Annotated in this window: 11 protein-coding genes; all 11 read left to right on the top strand. The window is 65.8% G+C overall.

Annotated elements, in window-relative coordinates; translation table 11 throughout:
* The first annotated feature begins 1 nt into the window (after position 1).
* The 11 genes from QQK63_RS14120 to QQK63_RS14170 all read left to right on the top strand — a co-directional run bounded on the left by QQK63_RS14120 (position 2) and on the right by QQK63_RS14170 (position 11,837).
* Positions 2–994 carry a TauD/TfdA family dioxygenase gene (locus QQK63_RS14120; protein WP_277828319.1) on the top strand — a complete coding sequence of 331 codons (993 nt, stop codon included), beginning with the start codon at positions 2–4 and terminating at the stop codon, positions 992–994.
* A 2-nt stretch (positions 995–996) separates the two neighbouring features.
* A complete protein-coding gene (locus QQK63_RS14125; protein WP_277828321.1) occupies positions 997–1,752 on the top strand; it encodes a glycosyltransferase domain-containing protein in 756 nt (251 codons plus the stop codon).
* Between the two features lie 5 nt (positions 1,753–1,757).
* Entirely contained in the window at positions 1,758–2,876 is a 1,119-nt protein-coding gene (locus QQK63_RS14130; RefSeq protein WP_277829080.1) for a citrate/2-methylcitrate synthase, read from the top strand.
* Positions 2,876–3,544, top strand: coding sequence for a class I SAM-dependent methyltransferase (locus QQK63_RS14135; RefSeq protein ID WP_277828324.1), 669 nt, complete (start codon positions 2,876–2,878; stop codon positions 3,542–3,544). Before QQK63_RS14130 ends, QQK63_RS14135 begins: the two co-directional genes overlap by 1 nt.
* Positions 3,545–3,603: 59 nt before the next feature.
* On the top strand, positions 3,604–7,386 hold the full coding sequence (locus QQK63_RS14140) for an acyltransferase domain-containing protein (protein ID WP_277828326.1): 3,783 nt from the start codon (positions 3,604–3,606) through the stop codon (positions 7,384–7,386).
* A complete protein-coding gene (locus QQK63_RS14145) occupies positions 7,358–7,642 on the top strand; it encodes an acyl carrier protein (protein WP_277828327.1) in 285 nt (94 codons plus the stop codon). Before QQK63_RS14140 ends, QQK63_RS14145 begins: the two co-directional genes overlap by 29 nt.
* An 11-nt stretch (positions 7,643–7,653) precedes the next feature.
* Positions 7,654–7,989: a hypothetical protein gene (locus QQK63_RS14150; RefSeq protein WP_277828329.1), complete on the top strand. Its 336-nt coding sequence runs from the start codon at positions 7,654–7,656 to the stop codon at positions 7,987–7,989.
* Positions 7,990–8,004: 15 nt separating this feature from the next.
* Positions 8,005–9,627 carry an ATP-binding cassette domain-containing protein gene (locus QQK63_RS14155; protein WP_277828331.1) on the top strand — a complete coding sequence of 541 codons (1,623 nt, stop codon included), beginning with the start codon at positions 8,005–8,007 and terminating at the stop codon, positions 9,625–9,627.
* Positions 9,624–10,793, top strand: coding sequence for a prohibitin family protein (locus QQK63_RS14160; protein WP_277828333.1), 1,170 nt, complete (start codon positions 9,624–9,626; stop codon positions 10,791–10,793). The genes QQK63_RS14155 and QQK63_RS14160 overlap by 4 nt, the downstream gene beginning before the upstream one ends.
* 196 nt (positions 10,794–10,989) lie before the next feature.
* Complete coding sequence (locus tag QQK63_RS14165) at positions 10,990–11,619, top strand: YcjF family protein (protein WP_277828335.1); 630 nt, start codon at positions 10,990–10,992, stop codon at positions 11,617–11,619.
* Positions 11,620–11,648: 29 nt separating this feature from the next.
* Entirely contained in the window at positions 11,649–11,837 is a 189-nt protein-coding gene (locus QQK63_RS14170; protein ID WP_277828337.1) for a hypothetical protein, read from the top strand.
* Positions 11,838–12,443 lie beyond the last annotated feature (606 nt).

Below are 12,443 nucleotides of genomic sequence, written 5' to 3' on the forward strand. Positions count from 1 at the left end.
GATGAGCCAAGCACAGATGACAGAGGCTGATTTCGACACGGCACCGATCGACGAGGGTATAGGCGCCATCATCGAAGCGCGGGGACGCGGCCTTGACGATCTGGCGCCCGAGCATGTCGGCACGTTGTTGCGCCGTCACGGGGTTCTGCTTTTTCGGGGGTTCACCAAGGACACCGAAGGGTTCGTCGCCTTTTCGGATCGGCTGACCGAGGATTTCTCGAATTACCGGGGCGGTGGCTTGCGGTTTGCGATGCTCGACCGCGAGGCGGTGGGCGGGCACAGCACGGTTCTGACCACGACGGGGCATACGCAGAGCTTCGGCATCCCGCTGCATGGCGAGATGTATTACATGAAGCATCCGCCGCAATTGCTGTGGTTCTACGCCGAGGTGCCGCCCGTCGCGGGCGGGCAGACAACGCTGGGCGATGGCGCAGCCCTGTTCCGGGCGCTCAAGCCCGAGACGCAGGCATGGTTCCGCGAGAACGACATCAAATATGTGCGCAACCTCGTCGAGGGCGATTGGCAGGCGACGTTCATGACCGACGATCTGGAGGAGGCGCGCGCCTTTGCGGCGCAGAACGACCTGACCATGACGCATGATCCCCAGACCGGCACTGTCGGGGCGGAGTTCCGGTGTTCGGCCCTGCGCCAACACGGCGGCGAGACGCTGTTCATCAACAACGTCCTTTTCATCTACCTGGGCGAGATGGCGTTCCGGTCGGGTTGGGCGAGCAAGAACCTGCCCGGATTGCGCAGCGCGGACTGCCCGATGGTGGTGCGCGCCGGCGATGGCGGCGAGATCCCCCGCGCCGTGATGGAGGATGTGCGCCAGACCTCGGACCGGATGACCCGCAAGATTCCGTGGGAACAGGGCGATATCGTGCTGATCGACAACCACCGTATCTTGCACGGCCGCGCCGAGACCGATGGCGGCAAGCGCTCCATCCTCGTGCGTCTGGGCGGCCCGGCCTTTCCCCTGCCGAAAGCCGCCTGACCGTGCAGACCGAGACCACACACGAGGGCCGGACGCGGTTTCACAATGCCCTGACGGGCACCGAGCCGCTGGCCTTTCACGCGCAGGGCTACCACGAATACAAGCCGGTCTGGCCGCGCATCCGGGCGCATGTCTTTGACGCGGCCCCCCGGTCCATTGGCCCGAGCGACCGGATCACCGTCCTGACCTGCAACAACGGGCATGGGGCGATGGGCCTGTTCGAGACCAGCTGCGCCCAGTTGGGCGTGCCGGTCGTGGTGGGGGGGCGCGAATTCCCCGACTGGATCAACGCGGTCCACAAGCCGCGCGCCATCCTGAACGCGCTGGAGGGTATCCGCACGCCTTGGGTCATGTATGCCGACAGCCGCGACGCCATCCTTGCGGGCGATCCCGACCGGCTGGTCGATGACATGGATTTGCATTTTCCGGGGGCGCAGATGGTGTTCGGTGCCTGCCAGTTGAGCTGGCCCAATGCCGAGGATCTGACGGAATTCGAACTGGATCTGCCCGGGGCGAAGGGGTCGGATTACAAGCATCTGAACGGGGGGCTCTGGATTGCGCGAACCGAGTTCGCACATCGGATTTTCGCCGAGGTGGAGGCGATCGCGCCGCATCCCGCCGCACCGGAGTCCGAGCAGGGCAAGCTGCGCAAGCTGTTCCCCGATCATTACCCCGAGATCACGCTCGATTACGGGCTGCGCATGTTCCACAATGTCGGCTTCACCTTCGTCGATACCTACGAGGAGCGCCCGGTGTGACGGAGATGACCGAACCGCGGCGGAGCTTTGTCTATCGGGGAACCGATATCGACGGGGTGTCGATCGACCCCGACCGGCTGGAGATCCGGGGGCGGTCGATCACCGATATCATCGGCGCGCTGTCGCTATGCGAGGCGGCGCTGTTCACGCTGGGCGCAGAAACGGACGCGGCGGCGGCGCTGGACGCGGGCTTAGCGCGGGTGATCGCCGCCTGCGGGCCGGAGCATCCGGGGCCGCGGATCGCGGCACTGGCCGCAGGGGCCGGGGCAGATCTGCCGCGGGCGGTGATGGCGGGGCTTTGCGCCTTGGGCGAAGCGGAGGCTGGGGCGATCCGCGAGGCTGTCCCATCCCTGCCCGAGGGCGCGGCGGAAGGGCTGTCGGTCTGCGCGGCGGTGCCCGCGCTGATCGCGGCCTGGGCTGCGGCGCAGGGGCGGCCTGCGGGTCGGGCGCAGGGGGCGGGTTTTGTCTCGCTGGCCCATGGTCTTTGCGCCGAGGGGGCGGAGTGCGCCCCGGCCGATCTGGCGCTGGTCGAGGATGTTCTGGTGGGCTGGATCGGCGGCTTCGGCCCGCTGCCGCCCTCGGTGATGATCCCGCGCATCGCCATCGGGACGGGCGTGTCGATCCAGCAGGCCGTCGCCGCGGCCTTTGCCGCGGCGGGGCCGCTTCATATCGGGGCGACGATGCAGGCCGTGGCGATCCTGAACCGGGCGCTGGACGCGAAGGCGGAGGGGCCGGTCGAGGCGCTGCTCGACCGGATGCTGGCGGCGGGGCAGAAGATCGGCGGGTTCGGCCATCCGCTTCTGAACCGCGATCCACGCCCCCCGCATCTGCGAACGCGGGCGCGCGATCTCGGATCCTCCCACCCGGTCTGGGCCGTCTACGATGCGGCCTGCGCCCATATGGCCGCCACCACGGGGCTGGAGCCGAATGTCGATTTCTCCTGCGGCGCGGCGATGATCGCCGCGGGCGTCCGCGACCCTGCGGCAGCGGCGGGGCTGGCGATGATGGCGCGCGGGATCGGCATCACCGCGCATGTGCTGGAGCGGCGCGCGCGCCCCGCCTTCGGCATCCGGCGGCAGGCGGCGCGCGATCACCTAGAGGCCTTTCCGGAAGGATGGTTGTGATGGCGCAGGGCTGGACCGAAAAAGGACTGCGAAACCGCCAAGATGCCACGGATTACGACCGGTTTTCCGAGGCCGTTCTGGGCCCGTGGGATGAATTGTTCCTTGATCGCTGCGCGGCGCTGCGCCCGTCGGAGGCGGGCACCTTTGTCGATGTCGGGGCGGGCACGGGGGTGGTTCTTTACCGGCTGTCGCAGCGCCCGGTCTTTGCCGACTGGACGCTGATCGGGCTGGAATTGTTCGACGACATGGTGGAGGCGGGCAATGCGCGCTTCGCGGCGCAAGGTGTCGCCGCCGAAATGCGGCAAGGCGATGCGCAGGCCCTGCCACTGGAGGATGCCAGCGTCGACATGGTGGTGAGCCGCGCCACGATCCATCACTTGCCCGACAAGGTGGCGGCGCTGCGCGAGATGGACCGGGTGTTGCGACCCGGCGGCATCGGGCTGATCCACGATGCGCGCCGCGACATGCCCGCCGAATTGATGCAGCGGTTCAACGCGATGCGCGCCAAGGTGGGTTATCTGCCGACGACGCTGGACGAGAAACTGACCCCCGCCGAGATGCAGACCCTTCTGGAGGAGGCGGGGCTGTCGGATCGGACGGTCCTGCATTCGGGCAACGAGGGGATCGCGGCGTTGGGCTTCGAAGTGGTCATGCGGGCGGCATCGTGACGGGCTGGATTCTCCCCATTCCAGATGACAGCTCCGGTGTGGCCGGGGCGGTGTGCGGCATGACCGCGCCCGCGCTGGTCGAATGGATCGTCTCCGGCGCTGTCGGAGAGTTGTTGCACTGCGACGGTGGGGCGCTGCGCCTTATGGGCGAGCCGGTGCCGGGCGCGCAGAGGATCGCGGTGCTGGAGACCGCGCCCGATCACCTGCCCGACGTGGCGATGGCGCTGGGCGCATCGCCCATGCCGCCGCCCCTGCCCCGCCACCCGCCGCTCCGGGTCGAACACCGGCCGGCCACCGCCGATGCCGGGCAGGCCCTGTGGGAGTTGAGCCTGATGCTGCACGAGCGCCGCATCGGGCCCGGGGATGGCGACGGACCGGGCGCGTCCCGCCCGTGGATCAGCGGCCTGCCCGCCCGGGAGGCGGCGCTGGCCCTGCCCGATGGACGCTGGATCGTGTTGTGGGACGCGATGGCCGTCGACCCGCCGCGGCTGATCGGGCCCGGGGTCGAGATCGTCACGCTGGCCGCCGAGGACCGGGCGGGGCTTCTGGCTGCGCTGGACCTATGGCGGCCCGGTGCCCCCTGCCCGCCCGCGACGCCCCGGCAGCGCATGCGGTTGGGCTTTGTTCATAGCGTGGGCATGGATGCCGAAAAGACCCGTGCCCTTGGCCGCAAGGTGATCGAGACGGCGAAGGGGCGCGTCACCCATCCGTCGGGATTGTGTTTCAACCCCGAGGCGGAACGGGAACCCGTGGCCTTCCTGTTTCCGGGACAGGGCGCGCAATACCGGGGCATGTTGCGGGCGGCGCTGGATGCGCAACCCACGCTGCGCGATTGGTTCGACGCGCTGGACCGGCATTACCCGGCCGATCTGTCGCCCCTGCCCAGCCGCCTGTTGCTGGAGGATTGGGACGATGACAGCCCGTCTGCGCGCGCCTTTCACGGGTTGGCGGGCGGCGGTTACGCAAGCCTGACCGCGGCGCTGGCCCATCACGAACTGCTGGTCGATCTGGGGCTGCGGCCCGATGCCATCCTCGGCCATTCCAACGGGGAGAATGCGGCGCTGCTCGCCGCCGGGGTGATCCGCACGACGACCCGCAAGGGCAAGTTCGCGGTCCTGTCGCATATGTGCGGGCTGTTTTCCAATGCCGATGCCAGTTTCGGCGGGGAAGAGGCCGGTGCGGGAGAGGACACGTCGATCTGCGTGGCACTGGCGCTGCCCGCCACGATGGAGCCCGACGTTCTGGACCGGGTGCTGGACGGCGAGATCGTCTTGATGATGGACAATTGCCCCAGCCAGAAGGTCGTCTGGGGCCCCGCCAAGCTGCTGGAGGCACGGATTGCGCCGCTGCGGGCCGAGGGATTGCTGGCGATCCGCCTGCCGCTGACAGCGCCCTACCACACCCGGCATTTCCGCCCGGTCGTGGACCGCTTCTTGGCCGATTACATGCTGCTCGACCTCGGGCCGGGGCAGATCCCGCTCTACAGCGGGCATACCGGCGCGCCGTTTCCCGAGAACCGGGCGGAGATCATCGAGACCGCGACGCGGCAGTGGAGCGAACCGGTGCGCTTTGGCCGGGCGATCGAACGGATGCATGCGGACGGGATCCGGGTATTTGTCGACGTGGGTCCGGGCGGGCGGCTGGCCGGGTTCGTGCGCGATACGCTGGCGGATCGGCCCCATGCCGCGCTTTCGGTCGACGAAGAAAGCCGCAAGGATGGCAGCGCCCTGCCACGGATGCTGGTGCAGGGATTCTGCCTCGGTATTCTGGACGCGGTGTCGAGCGATAGGCGGGCGGCGAGGCCGCAAGAGGCGCAGCGCCCCGACGCGGAAGCCCGGACGGCGCGGCCAGAGCCCACCATCGCGCAGACTGTCGCCGGAGCGGCCATTCCGGCCAAGATGGCAATTTCCACGGTCCCGCCGCCAGCCGGCGCGGGTGCCCTCAACGCTGCGGGACGGAGGGCGGCGCTTGCGCAGGCGCATTTCGGCCTGATGCGAGATCACCTCGCACAGGAGGCGCGGATCTTTGCCGGTTTGCGCGACCGTCTGGCAGGGACTGCGAGCGGCGCAGCGCGGCGGCACGCAGAAGCGCCTGAACCGGACCTGCTGCGCCCGTTCGGTGCGCACCGGATCGAGCTGACGGACGAGGGCATGACCGTTGATTTGCGGATGACGCCCGAGCGCCAGATGTTCTTGCGCGATCATGCCTTTTGCAAGGCACGCTCGGTCGATCCGGGCGCGACCGGTTTGACGGTTCTGCCTTTGATGGTCTCGGCCGAGATCGCCGCCGCGGCTGCGGTGCAGCGGGCAGGACCCGGCTGGCATGTGGTCGCGCTGGAAGGGCTGCGCGGGCATCGCTGGATCGCGGGGGATACGGGGGGGATCGACCTGCAGTTGGACTTGCGCGCGCTGCCCACGACGGAGACCGGATCGCGGCGCTACGGTGTGACGCTCTCCCATCGCAATGCGCAAGACGACAGCGGCGGCGGTGTCGCGGCCACCTGCGAGGTCATCGTGAACCGGCGTCCTGCGCCAAGCCCTGCCCCCTTGCCCGCCACGCTGCCGCCGCCCCCTGCCACCTATCCCGACGGCACGCGGATGATCACCGGCGAAGGCTTTGCCGAGCGCCTGTTCCACGGCCCTTGTTTCACCAGTATCGGCGCGGTCGGTGGCTGGTCCGACACCGGCATCGAGGTTGCGGTGACCGCGCCGTCGGAGACGGGTTTCGTCACGCCCGATCTGTCGGGGCCGCGCGTGATCAACGGACCGCTTCTGGACAATGCGGGGCAGATCCTCGCGCTGCAGCAAAAACATGCGACGATCCGCAGTTTCGGCCTGTTCCCGGTTCTGGTGGAGCGCATCAGGTTTTTCGGGCCGCGGCCGGAGGCGGGCGCGCCCTTGAGCGTGGTCACGCGGCAGGTTGCGGGGGAGAATACGGTCACCGGCGATTTGGATTACCGCGACGCGTCGCAGCGCGTGGTGATGCGGGTGGAAGGCATGAAGATGGTGTTCATCCATTGGCCACGCCGGTTCGAGGCGAGTTTCTTTCGCGGTCGCGCGGGCGGGTCGCTGGCCGAACCGCTGGAGGCACCCGAGGGCGTCACTCTCCGCATCCTGCGCGGCTTCGAAGGGAGTTTCCTGACGACGAGCAACCGGATCTGGCTGCGGTCGTTGGCCTGGGCCTGCCTGTCGGCGGAGGAACGCGCCGCGTTCCACGCGCTGCCGCCGCGCGGCCCGCGGCAGGAGGAATGGCTTTTGGGGCGGATCGCGGTCAAGGAAGCCGGGCTTTGCGCCCTGCCCGATCCCGATGCTGCCGACCTCGTCGAGCTGAACGTGGCGCAAGACGAGGGCGGGAGGCCGACACTTGTGCTGCCGGACGGCGCGCGGGTGCCCTGTTCGATTTCCCACAGCAACGGCACGGCTGCGGGCGCTGTGGCGGCCCCGGGCTGGGCCATCGGGCTGGACATCGAGCCGATCAGCGGGCTGGATGATCCGATCGGGCGCAATGTGCTGGCCTTCGATCCCTCCGAACGTGCGGCCCTCGACCGGTTCGGGCCCAAGGCCGTGTGGTGCGCGAAAGAGGCTGCGGCCAAGGCCATAGGCACCGGCCTGATGGGCGCGCCAACCCGGTTCAAGGCGCATCTGCGCGGGGACGCGCTTCACGTATCTGTTGCGTCGGTGGAGATACCCGTTACGTTTTCGAGGTCCGAAAGCCACCACGTCGCGCTGTGCCATATCCCGCAGAGCCAAGCCGCAGAGATTGCGGCGCATCTGACCATCTCTGCCCAACCACTTGCCAAACGGGGAACGGCCCATGTCGACCATTCACACCATCGCCCATAGTATCGCCAAGGTCCGCCCGGACCTCGATCCGGACTGGCTCGATGGCGACACGCAGCTGCGCGCAGACCTCGGCCTGAGCTCGATCGACCTGTTGAACGTGCTGGCGCTGATCACGCAGTCGGTGGGCAAGAAGATCATGTACGAGCCGCTGTTGCTGCCAGACGGCAAACCGCGCCCGGATCTGAGCATCGGGGAGCTGGCCGCCTTCGTCGATGCGAACCGCGACGCGGCCGATCCCAAGATCGTGGCCATGTAGGACGCACGCCAATGAGCAACCAAGCCCCACCAAACCCGCACACGCCCCTGACGCTTCGGATCGCGCGGGTGATCTATGGACCGCTGTCCAAGGTGTCGCGCCACCCAGTGCTGAACGTTCTTGTCGGGTTCGGCCTGCTGTTCATCGGGATCAACGAGTTCCTTGAACAAGCCTTGCCCGACTACGAGGGCTTTTTCGAATTGCACCATGCCGTGATCCTGATCGGGCTGACCACGCTGCTGCACGGGACGATCGAATTGGTCGACCGACTGGAAGCGGCATTGAGCGAACACGAGGCGCGGTTGGCCGCTGCCCCGGAGCACAGCAACGAAACAGGCAAGGGCTGAGGACCGGGACAGGAAATGGAATTCGTCTCCGTCGTTCATCGCGCGATCCTGTCCAGCGGACGCTGGGTCTATGTCTATGTCGCGCTGTCCAGCCTCGGGACGCTGGGTGTGGCGATCCTCGTGAATACGGTCACCGATTACGACCCCGCCGCGGGCCCCGATTACGAATTGTTCGCCGCCTTCATCCTTGTCTGCGCCGTGACCGTCATGTCCCGGGGCGAGACGACGCGGATCATGAACGCGGTCGGCGAAGGCATCGCCCATCACATGCGGGTGCAATACGCCCGCCTGCTCAAGGAAGCCGACCTCGTGCAGGTCGAGATGATCGGGCAGGAAAAGATCAAGTCCACGCTGGCGCGCAATGCGCAGATCCTGGCCGAAAGCCCGGCGGTTCTGACGCAAGGCGTGGCCTCGGCGGTGACTTTCGTTCTGGCCACGATCTATGTCGCGACCCTGTCGATGATGGCTGCGATCCTTGTGGTCGCGCTGACCATCGTGGTGGTTCTGGCCAGCCGTCTGCGCACGCAGCGCGCGCGGGATGCCATGGCGTTGGGTCAAGGCGCGGAGCGGCAGTTCTTCGACAGTTTCGACCATCTGCTGGAGGGTTTGGCAGAGGCGCGGATGGACCGCGACCGGACCGAAGACCTGTTCGAGAATTTCCTGATCAAACGTGCCGTTTCGGCGCGAACCGCGCGGCTTTCGGCGCTGGATTCCATGATCGCCTTCGGGGTTCTGGTCTTTGCCAGTTTCTACCTTCTGCTCGGCACCGTCACCTTCATCACGCCCCAATATGTCGACAGCGCCGCCACCGCGATGAAGATCGTCTATGTGTCGTCCGTCATCTGGCTGCTGATCGAGGGGCTGTTGCGGATCATGCCCACGATCCTGCGCGGGGATGCGGCCTTTACCGAGTTGCGCAAGCTGGAACGCCAGCTGCGCGCCATCCAGCACCGCGAGACGGTGCCGAGCCTCGATCTGCCGGACTTCGAGGTGCTGACACTGGACAAGCTGTGCTACGCCTACCCCCCCCGCGAAGACAGCGCGGAAAAGACATTCGGCATCGGACCTTGCGATTTCACCCTTTCGCGCGGCGAGATCGTCTTTGTCATCGGCGGCAACGGATCGGGCAAGACCACGTTGTTGCGCAACCTGTGCCGGCTTTACGAGCCGACCTCGGGCGCGGTGTGCTGGAACGGCATCCCGATCACGGCGGCCAACGCGATCAGCTACCGCAAGCGCATCTCGGCGATTTTTGCGAGCTTTCACCTGTTCGACCGTCTTTACGGGCAGCGCGACATCCCCGAGGAGGCCGTGGACGCGGCGTTGGATAAGGTGGGCCTGAAGGGCAAGACCGCCTATCATGACGGCCGGTTCACGACGCTTCGCCTGTCGACGGGGCAGCGCAAGCGGCTGGCGCTCGCCATCGCGATGCTGGAGGATCGCGACATCATGGTGTTCGACGAGATCGCCGCCGAACAGGACCCCGAATTCCGCCGCCGCATTTACGAAGAGATCCTGCCGGACCTGCGCGCCAGCGGCAAAGCGGTGCTCGTTATCTCGCATGACGAGCGGTATTTTCACTGTGCCGACAGGCTTTACTTCATGGAAGAGGGGCAGCTTTCGCTGCGGTCAACATGAGAAGATCGAACGACACCGACCTCGACCCGAACGAGCCCGACACCGAGATCGTCATCCCCTTGGTCAGGCGAAGCTTTTTCGTCTACCCGGTGGCGGCCATCGTGCTGGCCGGCTTCATCATGATGGCGCTGTCGCGGTCGATCTTCGTCTATGTCCTGCCGGGTGAGATCGGTGTGCGCTACGACCCGTTCTTTGGCGGCACCCAGACGGAGGTCTATACCGAGGGGCTAGTGATCAAGTTCCCGTGGGACAGGTTTTACACCTATGAAACCCGCCTGCAGAACAGCCGGCACACGATGCGCGCGCTCTCCTCGGAGGGGATGGGGTTCGACATCGAGATTTCCGTGCTGTATCGCCCGCGCGCGCAAGCGTTGGGGGAATTGCACCAGGAACTGGGGCCCAATTACCGCGAGCGCGTGATCGAACCGATCGTGGTTTCCACAGTACGCGAAATCTTCGGCCGCTACACGTCGCACGCGGTTTATTCGACCGATTTCGCCACCTTCCAGGAACAGATCGCGGACCAATTGCAATCAACAGCGGTGCGCGATCTGGTGGAATTCACCTCTGTCCTGATCATGCGGTTGGAATTGCCCGAGATCGTGCGGCTGGCCATCGAGCGAAAGCTGGAACAGGAACAGATCGCGGAATCCTATACCTTCATCCTCGACAGCCAGCGGGCCGAGGCCGAACGCCGACGGATCGAGGCCATCGGCTTGCAGAATTTCTATTCCATCGTCGCTTCGTCGCTGAGCGAGGAGGTTCTGACATGGCAGGGGATCGACGCGACTGTTCAACTGGCCAATTCCGAGAATGCCAAGGTGGTCGTCATCGGCTCGGGCGAGGGACAATTGCCGATCATTCTGGGCGGTGAGATCGGATCATTGCCACCCGGCCCGCCCGCGGCCGTGGAGCCCGCGACGTCGGAGACCGGGGTGCTGCGGTTCGACAGCCTGCCGCCGCTCTTCCCCGACACATCGCTCTCCATCCCGCCGATCGAACGCCCGGGTTTCCCAACCACGCCGGGCAGTCAGCCCGCCCCGGTGCCGCCTACGCCGGGCGTAGGATCCGTCGCGCCGTCGGGCGCGGGGGACATGCAGCTGCCCTGGCCGATGGTGCCCAATGAAGAGCGCCTTCCCGCCACGACGGACGTTCAACGGAATTGACGTAGGGAAACAAACGCATGTCCCAAGATCCCGCCATTCATGCTAAAAGGAGACAAACGAGTAAGCAGCGTTCTGTTCCGAGGAGAGAATCGTCATGAGGCGCAGGCTCTTGCTTGCCCCTTTTCTTGCCCTAGAGGCCCCATTCGCGCTGGGAAGGTTCGCCCTGTCGACCGGCGCAAGATTGAAAGAGATCGCCATGCCCACGAACTCGAAGACATCCGACACGACGGCCGCGGAAACCAAAAGCGCAGCCAAGGAAACCGCCGTGACCGAAACGGCGCGTGACACGACCGAGGAACAGGCCGTGCATGACCGTCAGTTCCGCGCCGAGATGATCGTCAAAGAACACATGATCGCGTCGCTCGGGCTGGGGCTTATCCCCTTTCCGCTGGTCGACATCGCGACCGGCGTCGCCTCGAATGTCACGCTGGTGAGCCGCCTTTGCGCGCTTTACGACCAGCCGTTCAAGGCATCGATCGCCCGTACCGCAATTCTGACGATCATGGGAACCGTAGGCTCCATCGGGGCGGCTGTCACCGTGGGGTTCAGCCTTGCGAAGTTCGTACCGGGCATCGGCACCGCGGCGGGCACTGTGACCCTGCCGATCGCCAACGCGGCCACCGCCTACATGATCGGCAAGATGTTCATCGGCCATTTCGAGATGGGCGGAACCCTGTTCGATTTCGATCCCCGGTCGAACGTCCCGCAGGCCCGCAGCGCCTATGCCAAGGGGCGCGCCATGGCGACCGATATTCTGACCTCGCGCAAGAAAGCGTCCGATGACACGGCAGCCGCCTCGGCCGAGGCCGCGGCAGCGACCGCCTGACACCAGATGCGAACGCGACAGGCGAACCCATGATCTACATACTGGGCGCAGTCTACATCGCCTTGTGCATCCCGGTGGCCATCGTTGGCACCGGGTCACGGCTCGGATTTTTCGGAACCTTCCTGTTCTCGCTGCTGCTGACGCCGTTGCTCATGATCTTTCTTCTGATCATGCTCACACCGCGCAAGCGCAAGGTGGCAAAGCGCGGATCGAGCTAAGACCCCAAGGGATGGTCGGTGCCGATGTTGCGCACAGCTGGGCGCGCAAGGGGCCGCGCTCGGTGTCGGCACCAATCCGTGCGGTATATCTTGGCCAAGCCCGGCCCCGTCTATGTGCGGCCGGGCCAGTGTCACGCTTGTGGTCGCACGTGAGGCAAGTTTCTCGGTCAAGGGTGGGGTGGCGGACAGTGAGTCTAAATAAATAGCGTACTATTTTTTTCCATGCTTCAAATCAGTTAATTGCAATTCTTCGGAAAGAGATTTGTGTAGTAAAATGTGTGGCAAAATTTCCATCCGTTGATGGCGTGGCTGGAAGTGTGACGCGCGGGTTGACGAGCTAAGAGTATGGAATGACGCGACAGGAACAGCATCGGGATTGGGATCACCTGCTGCAAATACCGGTGCTCGTTTCTAAGCCTTTTCACCGCGACAAAAATCGGTCAGCAACCTCCCTGCTTGTGCCAATCACTGCTCAACAGCGTCCCACTCATAATTAATCGTGCAACACCCGTCGTGGCCGCCTCGGTGTCGGCAGCCGCGCCCTAGGTAGATTCCGATGGATTACAGGACGGGTAAGACACCGTATGCCTTTATTGTCTGCTGTGG

Source organism: Roseicyclus marinus, from assembly GCF_030163795.1.
In the GTDB taxonomy this organism is placed as follows: Bacteria; Pseudomonadota; Alphaproteobacteria; order Rhodobacterales; family Rhodobacteraceae; genus Roseicyclus; species Roseicyclus marinus.

Excerpts from the sequence above, each read along its gene's own strand:
- QQK63_RS14165 (WP_277828335.1), top strand. The coding sequence starts at position 10,990 with ATGCCCACGAACTCGAAGACATCCGACACGACGGCCGCGGAAACCAAA.
- QQK63_RS14155 (WP_277828331.1), top strand. The coding sequence starts at position 8,005 with ATGGAATTCGTCTCCGTCGTTCATCGCGCGATCCTGTCCAGCGGACGC.
- QQK63_RS14120 (WP_277828319.1), top strand. The coding sequence starts at position 2 with ATGAGCCAAGCACAGATGACAGAGGCTGATTTCGACACGGCACCGATC.
- QQK63_RS14145 (WP_277828327.1), top strand. The coding sequence starts at position 7,358 with ATGTCGACCATTCACACCATCGCCCATAGTATCGCCAAGGTCCGCCCG.
- QQK63_RS14160 (WP_277828333.1), top strand. The coding sequence starts at position 9,624 with ATGAGAAGATCGAACGACACCGACCTCGACCCGAACGAGCCCGACACC.
- QQK63_RS14140 (WP_277828326.1), top strand. The coding sequence starts at position 3,604 with ATGACCGCGCCCGCGCTGGTCGAATGGATCGTCTCCGGCGCTGTCGGA.
- QQK63_RS14170 (WP_277828337.1), top strand. The coding sequence starts at position 11,649 with ATGATCTACATACTGGGCGCAGTCTACATCGCCTTGTGCATCCCGGTG.
- QQK63_RS14150 (WP_277828329.1), top strand. The coding sequence starts at position 7,654 with ATGAGCAACCAAGCCCCACCAAACCCGCACACGCCCCTGACGCTTCGG.
- QQK63_RS14130 (WP_277829080.1), top strand. The coding sequence starts at position 1,758 with ATGACCGAACCGCGGCGGAGCTTTGTCTATCGGGGAACCGATATCGAC.
- QQK63_RS14135 (WP_277828324.1), top strand. The coding sequence starts at position 2,876 with ATGGCGCAGGGCTGGACCGAAAAAGGACTGCGAAACCGCCAAGATGCC.